Genomic DNA, 13,195 nt, shown 5'->3' on the forward strand with positions numbered 1-13,195 from the left:
CCGGTTGAGGCTCGGCGCGGCGAGTGCCGGCGGGATCCGCGGTGCGTGTGCGTCGTACATCGCAATCTGGGGGCCGGCGACTTCTTGGCCTGGCTGCGCACCCGGTCGATGACCTGGGCCACGTCATCCCAGCCGACCCAGCCGGCTAGCTGGCGGGCGTACTCGTCGCGCAGCGTGGGGTCTTTGATCTGGCTCACCATCGGCACACAGCGCCGCAGCGCGGCGACCCTGCCCTCGGCGCTGTCCAGGTCCATCTCGGCGATCGCGGTGCGGATCGCGAATTCGAACAAGGGGGTACGCCGCGCCACCAGGTCGCGCAGCGCGCCATCGCCGGATTTCAACCGCAGGTCGCAAGGATCCATGCCGTCCGGGGCGACCGCGACGAAGGACTGTCCCGCCAGGTTCTGCTCGCCGCCGAAGGCCTTGAGCGCGGCCGCGCGGCCGGCCGCGTCGCCGTCGAAAACGTAGATCAGCTCGCCCCGGAAGAAACTGTCGTCCATCATCAGCCGGCGCAGCATCGCCAGATGCTCGTCGCCGAACGCGGTGCCGCAGGACGCCACCGCGGTGGTGACCCCGGCCAGATGCATGGCCATCACGTCGGTGTAGCCCTCGACGACGACCGCCTGATGCCCCTTGGCGATGTCGCGCTTGGCCAGATCGATGCCGAACATCACCGACGACTTCTTGTACAGCAGCGTCTCGGGCGTGTTGATGTACTTGGCCTCCATCGGATCGTCGTCGAACAGCCGGCGGGCGCCGAACCCGATCACCTCGCCGGCCGCGGTGCGGATCGGCCACAGCAGCCGCCGGTGAAAGCGGTCGATCGGGCCACGCCGCCCCTGCCGCGACAGGCCGGCCGCTTCCAGCTCCTTGAACTCGAAACCCTTGCGCACCAAATGCTTTGTCAGCGAATCCCATCCGGACGGGGCGAATCCACAGCCGAAGCGGCGCGCCGCGTCGGCGTCGAAATTCCGCTCCGTCAGGTACTGGCGGGCCGGGGCCGCCTCGTCGGATTCCAGCGCCGCGGCGTAGAACTCCGCCGCTGCCGCGTTGGCCGCGACGAGGCGGCTGCGGCTGCCCCGATCGCGCTGCACGCTGGTCGCCGGCCCGGTGTAGCTGATGGTGTGACCGATCCGGTCGGCGAGCAACTCGACCGCCTCCACGAAGGTGACGTGCTCGATCTTCTGGATGAACGCGTAGACGTCGCCGCCTTCGCCGCAGCCGAAGCAGTGGAAGTGTCCGTGATTGGGGCGAACGTGGAACGACGGCGACTTCTCGTCGTGGAACGGGCACAGTCCCTTGAGGGAATCGGCACCGGCGCGCCGCAATTGGACGTAGTCGCCGACGACTTCGTCGATGCGGACCCGCTCGCGGATGGCGGCGATGTCCCGATCGGGAATGCGGCCCCGGCCCCTGGGCCGGGCGTCATCGTCGCCCGCGCGCGGGCGGTGACCCCACGAACCTGCCGGGCTGGACATCGGCTCAGTCTAGAGCGCCGAGCCGGCCGGCTATCCCGTTCCGATGACGCCGCATGCCACCCGTTCCATGGCGTTGTCGGTGTTTTCGGCGCCGTGCAGCATCAAGGCTTTGCCCTCGCCGCCCACCAGCACGTCCCGGGTGAACGAGTCGGTGGTGGTGACCAGGTAGGCCGAGCCGTCCGAACGCACCTCGAGCGACGTCAGGTCGCCGCTTTCGGGCTTGCCGGTGTGCCCGGGCGCGTTGTAGTGGCCGCCGGCGGACAGGAAGTTCCCGGGCGCACCACCGGTCGGGGCGACGGAGTTGGGCTCGCACTTGCCGATCTGATGGATGTGCAGGCCGTGGAAGCCCGGTGACAGGATGCCGCCGGCCACCGTCTTGACCGTTACGGTGACGTACCCGCCGGTGAAGTCGAACGTCGCCGTGGCGACGGACCGCCCGTCCGGCGTCTTCAGTTGCGCGCTGAGCGATTCGCCGTTGGGCGCCGCGGTCGTCGTCTCGCCCGACGACGCCGGCGGGGCGCTCTTGACCGGAGGGGTGGTGCCGGGCTGGGTGCTCGCATGTTGCGGTGAACTGCAGGCGGTCATGGCGACGACGGGAAGCCCCACCGCGAGGGTGGCGATACCGCTGAATTTGGTCATGCCGGGCAGCCTAGTCCGCGGTGGCGGCGACGCCGCCGAGGGATGACGCGCGGCTAACCGGTGGCCTGGCGCGCGTCGATGCGTTCCAGCCGGCCCTCGGTGTACGAGGCGATCTGATCGACGATCACCCGGACCCGGGCGCGGTCGTCGGCGGCGGTGGTGAACGCCGCGGCGAACACCGGGTCGAGCGTCTGCGGCGCCCCGGCATACAGCCACTGCGCCACCCGGTGGATCCGTTCGCGCTGCAGGGCCTGGGTACCCAGATGCCGCGGATCGGACATGATGAATTGCAGCGCCAGGATTTTCAGCAGGGCGACCTCGGCGCGCACCAGGTCGGGCACCAACAGGTCGGCCCGATAGCGCACCAGCGGCCCTGGACCGGCGGCGGCCCGGGTGGTGGCGACGGCCGCCGAGGCGAATCTACCGACCAGTTCACTGGTGAGCCGCTTGAGCGCGACCGAGGCGGCCAGTGTGGCGTCGTACTTGCCGACCGCGGCGACCACCGGCAGTCCCGAGAGCCGTGCCGCGGCGGCCATGAAGTCGTCGGCGCTGACCCTGGAGAATTCGCTCTCGCCCAGCTTGGCGAGCGCGGCCGCCTCGTCGTCGTCGGCCAGCACGCGCAGGTCGATGCGCTGGGAGACGACGCCGTCTTCGACGTCGTGGACCGAATACGCGATGTCGTCGGCCCAGTCCATCACCTGCGCTTCCAGGCACATCCGACCCTCGGGCGCGCGGGCGCGCACCCAGGCCGCCGGTTCGCGGTCCTCGTCGTAGAACCCGAACTTGCGCTTGTGTTCACGACGGAACCACGGATACTTGGTGACCGCGTCGAGCGATGCGCGGGTCAGGTTGAGCCCCGCGCTATTGCCTTGTTCGTCAAGCACTTTCGGCTCGAGGCTGGTCAGGATGCGAAAGTTCTGGGCATTCCCCTCGAAGCCGCCGTAGTCGGCGGCGACCTCATCGAGGGCGCGCTCGCCGTTGTGCCCGTAGGGCGGATGGCCGATGTCGTGGGCGAGACCGGCCAGCTCGACCAGGTCGAGGTCGCAGCCCAGGCCGACGGCCATCCCCCGGCCGATCTGGGCGACCTCGAGCGAGTGCGTCAACCGGGTCCGCGGAGTATCACCTTCGCGCGGCCCGACAACCTGGGTCTTGTCGGCCAGCCGCCGCAGCGCGGCGCTGTGCAGCACCCGGGCGCGGTCGCGGGCGAAGTCGGTGCGGTGCTGGCCTTCCGTCCCCGGCAAACCCGCAGTCTTCGGCGCTTCGCGTACCCGCCGTTGACGGTCGAAGTCGTCGTAAGGGTCTTGCCGATTCGTGGTCACCGACGCACAGTCTGCCAGGGATTGCGGGGCAGGGACCGCTCCCGTGCACCGCTATTTGCCGGCATTGTCGCGAGGCTAAATTGGCGTCATGCGCACTGCTCGCCTGCTTGGCGTGATCGCGACGATCCTGGCGATCGGTCTGGGCGGCGGCCTGCTCGTGGCCCCCGCCGGCGACGCGCAACCGCCCTTCCGGCTGGCGGGCTATGTCACCGACAACGCGGGAGCCCTCTCGGACTCCGGGCGCGCCGCGGTCACGTCGGCGGTGGGCAGGCTCTACGCGGATCGCCACATCCGGCTGTGGGTGGTCTACGTCGACGACTTCTCCGGCCAGAGCGCGGTGAGCTGGGCACAGGACACGATGCGTGCCAGCGATTTAAGCAACTATGACGCCCTGCTGGCCGTCGCTACCACCGGCCGCGCGTACGCGTTCCTGGTGCCATCCACGGTCAAGAGCGTCAACGCACGCCAAGTCGACGACTTGCGGCACAACAAGATCGAACCCGCCCTGCACAACGGCGACTGGAGCGGTGCGGCGGTCGCGGCGGCGAACGGGCTCAACGTGTCGCCGGGCTCGTCGGGCCGGGTGGCCCTGCTGGTCACGCTGGCCGTCATTCTCGTCGCGCTGGCGGCCCTGCTGTTGGTCATGCGGTACCGCGGTCGTCGGCGGCGTGCGGCCGAATTGGCCGCCGCCCGGCGGGTCGACCCCACCGACGTCGATGCGCTGGCCTCCGTGCCGCTGCAGGCCCTCGACGACCTGTCACGCGCGCTGGTGGTGGAGGTCGACAACGCCGTTCGGACCAGCGCGAACGAACTCGACCTGGCGATCACCGAATTCGGCGCGGACCGGACCCGGCCGTTCACCGAGGCGGTGGACAACGCCAAAGCCGCGCTGTCCCAAGCTTTCTCGATCCGGCAGCAGCTCGACGACAGCGTGCCCGAGACGCCCGCGCAGCGCCGAGAGCTGCTCACCCGGGTAGTCGTGGCGGCAGCGCGCGCCGACCGCGAATTGGAGTCGCAGACCGAGGCCTTCGAGAACCTGCGCGACCTGGTGATCAACGCACCGTCGCGGCTCGACGCGCTCACCCAGCAGTACGTCGAGCTCACCGCCCGCATCGATCCCGCGGAACAGCGGCTGGCCGAGCTGCATGGCCAATTCGACGCTGCCGCACTGACTTCGGTGTCCGGCAACGCCACGGCGGCTAAGGAGCGGCTGGCATTCGCCGACCGCAACATCAGCACGGCCCGGGATTTGGCCGCCGAGGCCGTCGGCGGCCGGCAGGCCGGTTTGGTGGACGCCGTCCGCGCGGCCGAGTCCGCGCTCGGGCAGGCCCGGGCTCTACTCGACTCGGTGGACAACGCGGCCACCGACATTCAGCACGCCATCGATCGGCTGCCGTCGACGATGGCCGACATTCAGGAGGACATCAAGCGCGCCAACGAGTTACTGCACAAAGCGCAGCCCAACACGCCCGCACACACCGGCGACCTGATCGCGGCGCGCGATGCGGCCGCCCGGGCGGTCGACGTCGCGCGCGCCGGGGCATCCACCGACCCGCTGGGCGCGTTCGCCCAGTTGGCCAGGGCGGATGCCGACCTCAACGGGCTGCTGGTCACCCTGGCCCGGGAGCAGGCCGCCGCGGAGCAGCTCAACCGCTCCTTGGAGCAGGCGCTGTTCACCGCCGAGTCCCGGGTGCGGGCGGTCTCCGACTACATCGACACCCGCCGCGGCAGCGTCGGCCCCGAGGCCCGCACCCGGCTCGCCGAAGGTCAACGGCACCTACAAGCCGCGCGGGACAAGCGGGCGACCAGCCCAACCGACGCGATCTCCCACGCCAACGCGGCGTCGACGCTGGCCGCCCAGGCCCAGGCGTTGGCGAATGCCGACGTGCAATCGGCTCAGCGCGCCGTCACTCGTGGCGGGGGCGGCGACATGGGCGCGATGCTTGGCGGAATCATCATCGGCAATGTCCTCAGTGGAGGCATGCGGGGAGGGTTCGGCGGCTGGAGTCCGACGTCATTCGGCGGGTCGTCCGACGGCGGCTTCATGGGTGGCGGCGGCCGATTCTGAACCGCTCGCGTGCCGCCAGAGGGTCAGCCGGCGGCCGGTGAATGCGGTATCACACCGCCGGTGCGCGGGATCTCGAAGTGGGGTTCCGTCTCGCCTTCCCACCGCTGCCAGTCGTTCCACTGATTGGTCTCCGCGATCACGGCCGGGGCCGGGGCGTCGGCCACCGTGTCGATGGCGTCGGCGCTCACATCCGGCTTCGGTGCCCAGTGGTCGTAGTCATCCGGCGGCACGGCCACGCCCCACTTGAGCGGAACCGACAGGCCACCGAGCATCCCCGACTCACCCCGAACCGCCGACACCGAGTCATCTGGTAGCGGCGGACCAAGAGGCAAAAGCATGTTGCCCCCTTCCACAGCCGTTGTCGGACGCTGTGGCCGAACCTAATAACACCAAGCAGGCACATCGTAAGCCAAACCTGGGGCAAATACCGGAAAAACGTGGATTTGCTTCTGCGCAGCGTACGCGCGGCTTGCGGGCCCAAGCCGTGGAGGGTGGACCGACGCGATAAATACCGCGCCGGCCGAACGCAAAACCCTTGCCAATTGGCGCGATTCACGACGACGGTGTCCCGCGCACTCGCTCCGAGCGCCGAGCCCATGGTGGCTAGCGACGCTAGCCTCTCCTGGCTCGCCCAGAGCGCGGAGCCAGCCCTAGCCGCCCTTCGTCCGCGGCACCACCTTGGGCCGCGACTGCACTACGTGTGGGTTCTCGCCGCCGCGGCGTCCCCTCTTGTCGGTCTTGTCGCCGTCCGCGCCCCGATCGTCGACCGCCATGGCCATGGCCGGCGCAGAACCCGAGGCCGCGGACGGCGCGGACGACGTTGTCCCGGTCGCGATCGGCGTCGGCAGTTGGGCGCCTAGGGCCGGCACGGCAAGGCTGGTCAAGACCGCCGGCACCGGCATCGACCCCTCCCAGGTCGGCGGGACGGTGATCGATCCCACGAACCGGGCGGTGCCCAACCCGGCGGTCGCAACGCCCAGCCCGCCGGCCGACTGCAGCCCTTGGACGCCGCCCGCGGCGGCGTGCGGCACTTCGGCGGCCACCGTGGTGACACCGGCCGCCGCGGGTGCGACGGGTCCCGCGCTGTGAGCCAGCACCATCATCGGGGACATCAGCGCGCTCGCCGGGTACATCCCGATCGGCGCCAGCGCGGTCATCGTCGTCACCGGCATCGACGACAGCAACGACGTCACCGACGACAGGCCGGGGAAGAACGCCCCCAACACCGACTGCAGCTCGGACACGAATGCGGTGCCCAGCGACGAGAAGGCCCCGAAAGCCTGGGACGCGAAGCTCAGCGGCGCCGTCACCAAGCCACTCAGCAGCGTCGGCGGGATGCTGAACGTCGGCAACGTCGCCGCCACGGTCTGCGCCCCGATGTGATAGCCCACCATCGCGGCCACGTCCTGGGCCCACATCTCCATGTACTCGATCTCGGTCATCGCGATCGCCGGGGTGTTCTGGCCGAAGAAGTTCGTCGCGATCAGCATGAGCAATCGGATGCGGTTCGCCAGGACCTCCGGCGTGGGCACCGTCGCCATGAACGCCGCTTCGTACGCCGCCGCCGCCGCGGTCGCCTGGGCGGCCGCCATCTCGGCTTGCCCCGCCGCCGAGATCAGCCACTGCAGGTACGGCGTCGACGCCGCCAGCATCGCCGCCGACGACGGACCGGTCCAGGGACCGGAGGCCACTCCCGTCACTACCGACTCAAACGACGCCGCCGCGGCCGCCAGGTCAGCCGCCAATGATTCCCAGGCCGCGGCCGCCGTCAACAATGGGCCGGGTCCGGCGCCGCCATACATCAGGGCAGAGTTGATCTCGGGGGGGAAGAAAAGAAAAGCTGGAATCACGACATCCCCAACCCACCGACCGAGTCAACGGCACCCACTACACGCATACGAACCCGACACCACCCATGCCGACTAGACACGTGAGCAACATTCGCTTTATGAGCCTAAGCCAATCGGCTACCCAGAAGCGGCTTTTTATCAAACGTTTAATACCCCGGCGTGGCGAGCGCGCCGACTAACCGGACAAGTGTCCTGAGAACGCGAACAGCCGCCGGTCAGCAGCCCTTGAGCCGTGCGGCGAGATAGTCGGCCACGGCGTTCATCGGGACGCGATCCTGCGTCATGTCGTCGCGCTGGCGCACCGTGACGGCGTTGTCTTCGAGCGAATCGAAATCCACAGTCACGCAGAACGGCGTCCCCACCTCGTCCTGGCGCCGGTAGCGCCGCCCGATCGCGCCGGCGTCGTCGAAGTCGATGTTCCAGCATGCCCGCAATTCGGCGGCCAGATCACGGGCCTTCGGGCTCAGGTCGGCGTGTCGGGACAACGGCAGCACGGCGGCTTTCACCGGGGCCAGTCGGGGGTCCAACCGCAGCACCGTCCGCTTCTCCAGCACACCCTTGGCGTTGGGCGCTTCGTCCTCGTTGTAGGCGTCGATCAGAAACGCCATGAAGGACCGCGTCAGACCGGCGGCCGGTTCGATGACGTAGGGGGTGTAGCGGGTGTCGCTGACTTGGTCGTAGTAGGACAGGTCGGCACCGGAATGCTTTGCGTGGGTTGACAAGTCGAAATCGGTGCGGTTGGCGACGCCTTCCAGCTCGCCCCACGGGTTGCCGGCGAATCCGAACTTGTACTCGATGTCGACGGTGCGATCGGAGTAATGCGAAAGCTTCTCCGGGGGATGCTCGAACAGCCGCAGATTCTCCGGATCGATACCCAGATCGACATACCATTGCAGCCGGGTGTCGATCCAATACTGGTGCCATTCCTTCGCGGTGGAAGGCTCGACGAAGAACTCCATTTCCATTTGCTCGAACTCGCGCGTTCGGAAAATGAAGTTGCCCGGCGTGATCTCGTTGCGAAAACTCTTGCCGATCTGGCCGATGCCGAATGGCGGTTTCTTGCGCGCCGTGGTGACGATGTTGGCGAAATTGACGAAGATGCCCTGCGCGGTCTCCGGGCGCAGATAGTGCAGACCCTCCTCGGTCTCGATCGGCCCGAGGTGGGTCTTGAGCATCATGTTGAACTCGCGTGGCTCCGTCCACTGGCCCTTCGTGCCGCAATCCGGGCAGACGATCTCGGTCATCGGCACCGTGTCGGGGTCGTCGATCCCCTTTTTGGCCGCGTAGGCCTCCTGCATGTGGTCCTGGCGATGCCGGTGGTGGCAGTTCAGGCACTCGACCAACGGATCGTGAAAGACCTCGACGTGGCCGGACGCCACCCAGACCTGCCGCGGCAGGATGATCGACGAATCGATTCCCACTACGTCGTCGCGCCCGGTGACCACCGACCGCCACCACTGCCGTTTGATGTTTTCCTTGAGTTCCACGCCCAGCGGGCCGTAGTCCCACGCCGAGCGGGTGCCGCCGTAAATCTCGCCCGAGGGAAAGACGAAGCCGCGCCGTTTGGCCAGGTTGACTACGGTGTCGATGACGGACGCCACGGCGTGGTGCACTCCCTTTCCGGGTTTGATCGGGCACGCGCGGCGATCGACCGCCGCGCGCAGAGCATCAGTCATGGTAACGATCGGCGCCGGGGTCTTTGACATGCGTCATCATGCATGTGACAGTGGAGGTCGGCCGCCCGCGAGACCTCCCGGCGGATCCCGCCCACAACCTGGCACTTTCCGAGGTGATGACTCTCTCCCATGGCGATGTCCCCCTCTCCGCCTTCCCCGATGCCGACCACCGCGGGTGACCTGAGCGTGGTGGCCCACGAGCACGGCGGAACCGGGTCCGGCGCGCTGGCCGACTACCCCGTGCCGCCGCCGCGGGAGATCCTCGACGCCGCCGGCGAGCTGCTGCGCGCGCTCGCCGCACCCGTGCGGATCGCCATCGTGCTGCAGCTGCGCGAATCCCACCGCTGCGTGCACGAGCTGGTCGACGCGCTCGGTGTGCCGCAGCCACTGGTGAGCCAGCACCTGAAGATTCTCAAGGCCGCCGGCGTCGTCACCGGCGAACGGTCCGGCCGCGAGGTGCTGTACCGGCTTGCCGACCACCACCTGGCGCACATCGTGGTGGACGCCGTCGCGCACGCGAGCGAGGACACGCTTTGACCGGCACGAGCGTGCGTTCGACCCGGCAGCGAGCGGCGATTTCGACGCTGATGGACACCCTCGACGACTTCCGCTCGGCGCAGGAGTTGCACGACGAGCTTCGCCGCCGCGGTGAGAACATTGGGCTGACCACCGTCTACCGGACGTTGCAATCCATGGCGGCGGCGGGAATGGTCGACACGCTGCGGACCGACACCGGTGAGTCGGTCTACCGCAGGTGTTCCGAGCATCACCATCACCACCTGGTGTGCCGCAGCTGTGGTTCCACCATCGAAGTCGGCGACCACGAGGTCGAGCAGTGGGCGGCGCAAATCGCCGCCAAGCACGGCTATTCCGACGTCAGCCACACCATCGAGATCTTCGGCACGTGTTCACAGTGCGGGTCGTAGGTTGACCCGGGCCGACCGACCGCGGCACGTCTGAAAAAAGTTCTGAAGAAAAAGTGTCCGACACGCGCCCGCCGCGTGCTCCTACCCGATGAGTGGCCCACGGGCCGAGCCAAGCAAGAACTCCAGGGAAGTGAGCACCATGCGGAACCACCCATCGCCCCATCTGCGGCCCGTGCGCGACGTCGAGGCTCCGTCACTGCAATTTCGCACCATCCATGGCCACCGGCGCGCCTTCCGGGTCGCCGGGTCGGGACCGGCCCTGCTGCTGATCCACGGCGTCGGCGACAAGTCCACGTCATGGGAGCCCGTACACGCCAAACTCGCGCAGCGGTTTACCGTGATCGCACCGGATCTGCTGGGACACGGGGAATCGGACAAACCACGCGCCGACTACTCCCTGGCGGCCTTCGCGAACGGCATGCGAGACCTGCTTGCCGCGCTTGACATCGATCGCGTCACCCTGGTCGGGCATTCGTTCGGTGGCGGTGTGGCAATGCAATTCGCCTATCAATACCCGGAGCTGGTCGAGCGCATCGTGCTGGTCAGCAGCGGTGGCGTGGCCCAGGAGGTAAGCATGGCCCTGCGGTTGGCGGCGATGCCGATGGGCAGCGAGGCCCTGGCCATGCTGCGCATTCCGGGCGTGATGCCGGCGATGCGACTGTTCGGGCGGGCCATGGCGACCGTGCTGGGCCCCACCAACCTCGGGCACGACATCGGCGACGTGGTGAATCTGCTCGAGGGCTTCCGGGACCCGCGCGCACTCTCGGCGTTCGCGCGCACGTTGCGATCCGTGGTGGACAGGCGCGGCCAATTCGTCACCATGCTGGACCGAAGCTATCTGGCGCAACCCATTCCGGTGCAAGTGATCTGGGGCGAGGACGATTTCGTGATCCCGGTAGACCATGCCCGGACAGCCCATGACGCGATACCCGGGTCACGCTTGGAGATCTTCGAAAACTCGGGGCACATGCCGTTCAAGGACGACCCGGATCGCTTCGTCGAGGTCGTCGAGCGGTTCGTCGACTCGACTCGACCGGCTCGGCACGATCGAGATCGCCTGGGCTCGTTGCTGCGGACCCGCGTCGGCGACAACGGCCGGGAATCGGTCACCGTCGCGCTGACCGAATCGGCGGTGTCCTAGGGCCCTAACCCGTCAACGTGCGACGTATCCCGGCGCCCGAATCCAGCACCAGCAGAACCAGAGTGCGCAGCGCGTGATCGCTCAGGCCGGCGCCGGGAAAGTTATAGCGCAGCATCACGTCGGCGCTTTTGGCAGCGCTCTTGCCCGAATTACGTTGCACGGCTTTATCGTTGATCTTCTCGACGAGCGTGACGCTGCCGAAGTTGCTCTCGCGGGCCTGTCTGGCTACCTGATCGCTGATCTTCTTGGTCAGCGGCAGATCCCAGGCCACGACCTGCGTCAACGACACCAGGTCGAGGTCGTCGGCGATGTTCACCACCCGTAACGAGGCGATGGTCCCCCCATGGCGCACGGTCAGGGCCCCGTCGGTTTCCTCCTCGACCGGAAGGACTTCGCCGAGCACCGTCGCCAGACGATCCTGCAGTGATGGCATCGGATCCTCTCCGTGAGGACCCGTTGCGGTCCCCACTACGCGCTTCCGAATCTTCGATTGCGAGAAGCGTATTCCTCGCAGGCAGCCCAGAGGTCGCGACGGTCGTAGTCGGGCCACAGTTTGTCCTGGAAGATGTACTCCGCATAGGCGGCCTGCCACAGCATGAAATTGCTGGACCGCTGCTCCCCCGAGCTTCGCAGGAAAAGATCGACGTCGGGGATGTCGGGTCGCTGCAGGTGCTGCGCCACCGTCGCCTCGGTGATGCGCTCGGGGTTCAGCCGGCCCGCGGCTGCCAAGCGGGCGATTTCTTTTGTGGCTTCGGCGATTTCGGCGCGGCCCCCGTAGTTGACACAGTAGTTGACGGTGATGACGTCGTTGTCCTTAGTCATCTCTTCCGCGATCGCCAATTCATTGATCACGCTGCGCCACAGGCGTGGGCGCGAACCCACCCAGCGGATCTTGACCCCTATGGTCTTGAGGTTCACCCGGCGCATGCGCACCACATCGCGGTTGAAGCCCATGAGGAAACGGACCTCCTCGGGTGAACGCTTCCAGTTCTCGGTGGAGAAGGCGTACAGGCTGAGCCACTTGATCCCCACTTCAATTGCGCCACAGACGATGTCAATGACGACCGCCTCGCCCGCCTTGTGGCCGTCGGTACGGGTAAGCCCGCGTTGGGTGGCCCAGCGGCCGTTGCCGTCCATCACGATCGCCACATGATTGGGCAGTCGGTCGGCCGGGATCCGGGGCGCCGCCGCTTTCGAGATGTGCTGTGGCGGCCGGCTCGGGCCACCGCCTGGGGCAGGCGGCAGCTCGGGAAATACCACCGGCCAGGTCGACCTTTCGGGGAAGACCGGATAGTCGTCGGGGGCGGGAGGCAGCTGCGGGAAGGCGGCGGACGCCGACTTCCGCTCGGCCTTGCTAGCCACAGTCCAAATCCTGCTCGATCAGCGCTGCTGCACGTCGTTCGGCGATGGTGCGGTCGACGTGATACGTCCGTTCCACCAGTGGCAACGTTTTGAGCTGCCGCTCCAGGTGCCATTGCAGGTGCGCGGCCACCAGCCCGCTGACGTAGCTGCGGTGCGATTGCGTGGCCTTTTCGGCGAACTCCCAATCGCCGTCGTGCAGCGCGGACATCAGGTCCAGCACGCCCGGCGGCGGTGTCGTCGAACCGGCCGGACGGCAGTGCGGGCACACGCTGCCCCCGGCGCCGACATGGAACGCCCGGTGCGGTCCCGGTGTGGCGCACCGCGCGCACTCGGTCAGCGCCGGCGCCCATCCGGCGATGCCCATGGCGCGCAGCAGGTAGGCGTCCAGCAGCAGGTCCCGGGACCGGCGGCCGTCGGCCACCGCCCGCAGCGCGCTCACCGTGAGCCGGTGCAGGGCCGGGGCGGGAGCCCGCTCCTCACCGGCGAGGCGTTCGGCGGTTTCCAGCATCGCGCACCCGCAGCAAATTCGGCGCACGCCTGGAGCCATTCGCACACATCGACGCGCAGCTGCATCCCGGCCGCAATCTCGACATCGTCACCCAGGTGGTTTCGATCGACGCGTTCGCCACCGACATCGTCAGCGATTACGGCCGCTACACCTGCGGGTGCGCGATGCTGGAAACCGCCGAACGCCTCGCCGGTGAGGAGCGGGCTCCCGCCCCGGCCCTGCACCGGC

12 protein-coding genes and 2 pseudogenes are annotated in these 13,195 nt (G+C 68.1%); 5 read left to right on the forward strand and 9 right to left on the reverse strand.

The window, feature by feature from the left end; translation table 11 throughout:
- From dnaG to A9X03_RS10190, 3 genes are all read right to left on the reverse strand, one after another.
- On the reverse strand, nt 1-1,478 hold a 1,478-nt coding region (gene dnaG / locus A9X03_RS10180; RefSeq protein ID WP_231975382.1), incomplete at its 3' end, for a DNA primase.
- A 30-nt stretch (nt 1,479-1,508) separates the two neighbouring features.
- Nucleotides 1,509-2,117, reverse strand: a complete 609-nt coding sequence (locus A9X03_RS10185; protein WP_067748433.1) for a superoxide dismutase family protein — start codon at nt 2,115-2,117, stop codon at nt 1,509-1,511.
- Between the two features lie 53 nt (nt 2,118-2,170).
- Nucleotides 2,171-3,436 (reverse strand): deoxyguanosinetriphosphate triphosphohydrolase, encoded by a 1,266-nt coding sequence (locus A9X03_RS10190; RefSeq protein WP_067748431.1) that lies wholly within the window; start codon nt 3,434-3,436, stop codon nt 2,171-2,173.
- Nucleotides 3,437-3,524: 88 nt separating this feature from the next.
- Between A9X03_RS10190 and A9X03_RS10195 the strand changes: the two genes are divergently transcribed.
- Nucleotides 3,525-5,504: a TPM domain-containing protein gene (locus A9X03_RS10195; protein ID WP_068260887.1), complete on the forward strand. Its 1,980-nt coding sequence runs from the start codon at nt 3,525-3,527 to the stop codon at nt 5,502-5,504.
- Nucleotides 5,505-5,527: 23 nt separating this feature from the next.
- Here the strand turns inward: A9X03_RS10195 and A9X03_RS10200 are convergent, their stop codons facing one another.
- The 3 genes from A9X03_RS10200 to A9X03_RS10210 form a co-directional block, all read right to left on the reverse strand.
- Nucleotides 5,528-5,776 carry a hypothetical protein gene (locus A9X03_RS10200; protein ID WP_067748427.1) on the reverse strand — a complete coding sequence of 83 codons (249 nt, stop codon included), beginning with the start codon at nt 5,774-5,776 and terminating at the stop codon, nt 5,528-5,530.
- Between the two features lie 378 nt (nt 5,777-6,154).
- Entirely contained in the window at nt 6,155-7,354 is a 1,200-nt protein-coding gene (locus A9X03_RS10205; RefSeq protein WP_067748425.1) for a PPE family protein, read from the reverse strand.
- A 215-nt stretch (nt 7,355-7,569) separates the two neighbouring features.
- On the reverse strand, nt 7,570-8,967 hold the full coding sequence (locus A9X03_RS10210) for a glycine--tRNA ligase (RefSeq protein WP_068260890.1): 1,398 nt from the start codon (nt 8,965-8,967) through the stop codon (nt 7,570-7,572).
- Between the two features lie 192 nt (nt 8,968-9,159).
- Here A9X03_RS10210 and A9X03_RS10215 point away from each other — a divergent pair, with 192 nt between their 5' ends.
- The 3 genes from A9X03_RS10215 (at nt 9,160) to A9X03_RS10225 (ending at nt 11,097) form a co-directional block, all read left to right on the forward strand.
- The gene (locus A9X03_RS10215) at nt 9,160-9,567 is read left to right on the forward strand and encodes a helix-turn-helix transcriptional regulator (RefSeq protein WP_067748423.1); all 408 of its coding nucleotides are present in this window, start codon (nt 9,160-9,162) and stop codon (nt 9,565-9,567) included.
- The gene (locus A9X03_RS10220; RefSeq protein WP_082950230.1) at nt 9,564-9,956 is read left to right on the forward strand and encodes a Fur family transcriptional regulator; all 393 of its coding nucleotides are present in this window, start codon (nt 9,564-9,566) and stop codon (nt 9,954-9,956) included. The genes A9X03_RS10215 and A9X03_RS10220 overlap by 4 nt, the downstream gene beginning before the upstream one ends.
- Nucleotides 9,957-10,095: 139 nt before the next feature.
- Nucleotides 10,096-11,097: an alpha/beta fold hydrolase gene (locus A9X03_RS10225; protein ID WP_067890101.1), complete on the forward strand. Its 1,002-nt coding sequence runs from the start codon at nt 10,096-10,098 to the stop codon at nt 11,095-11,097.
- A gap of 4 nt (nt 11,098-11,101) precedes the next feature.
- Here A9X03_RS10225 and A9X03_RS10230 read toward each other — a convergent pair whose 3' ends face one another.
- From A9X03_RS10230 to A9X03_RS10240, 3 genes and pseudogenes are all read right to left on the reverse strand, one after another.
- A complete protein-coding gene (locus A9X03_RS10230) occupies nt 11,102-11,530 on the reverse strand; it encodes a hypothetical protein (protein ID WP_067890070.1) in 429 nt (142 codons plus the stop codon).
- A gap of 35 nt (nt 11,531-11,565) precedes the next feature.
- A complete protein-coding gene (locus A9X03_RS10235) occupies nt 11,566-12,459 on the reverse strand; it encodes a decaprenyl diphosphate synthase (protein ID WP_067890072.1) in 894 nt (297 codons plus the stop codon).
- A pseudogene (locus tag A9X03_RS10240) lies at nt 12,452-12,988 on the reverse strand (DNA repair protein RecO); the annotation flags it as partial. The gene A9X03_RS10235 and the pseudogene A9X03_RS10240, both read right to left, overlap by 8 nt.
- A 26-nt stretch (nt 12,989-13,014) precedes the next feature.
- On the opposite strand from A9X03_RS10240, the pseudogene A9X03_RS28370 reads away from it, so the two are divergent.
- A pseudogene (locus tag A9X03_RS28370) lies at nt 13,015-13,195 on the forward strand (DNA repair protein RecO); the annotation flags it as partial.

It is taken from the genome of Mycobacterium sp. E1715 (assembly GCF_001667625.1).
Classification (GTDB): Bacteria; Actinomycetota; Actinomycetes; order Mycobacteriales; family Mycobacteriaceae; genus Mycobacterium.

Coding starts and splice junctions, on each gene's coding strand:
- A9X03_RS10185 (WP_067748433.1), bottom strand. CDS start 2,117: ATGACCAAATTCAGCGGTATCGCCACCCTCGCGGTGGGGCTTCCCGTC.
- A9X03_RS10195 (WP_068260887.1), top strand. CDS start 3,525: ATGCGCACTGCTCGCCTGCTTGGCGTGATCGCGACGATCCTGGCGATC.
- A9X03_RS10200 (WP_067748427.1), bottom strand. CDS start 5,776: ATGCTCGGTGGCCTGTCGGTTCCGCTCAAGTGGGGCGTGGCCGTGCCG.
- A9X03_RS10215 (WP_067748423.1), top strand. CDS start 9,160: ATGGCGATGTCCCCCTCTCCGCCTTCCCCGATGCCGACCACCGCGGGT.
- A9X03_RS10225 (WP_067890101.1), top strand. CDS start 10,096: ATGCGGAACCACCCATCGCCCCATCTGCGGCCCGTGCGCGACGTCGAG.
- A9X03_RS10230 (WP_067890070.1), bottom strand. CDS start 11,530: ATGCCATCACTGCAGGATCGTCTGGCGACGGTGCTCGGCGAAGTCCTT.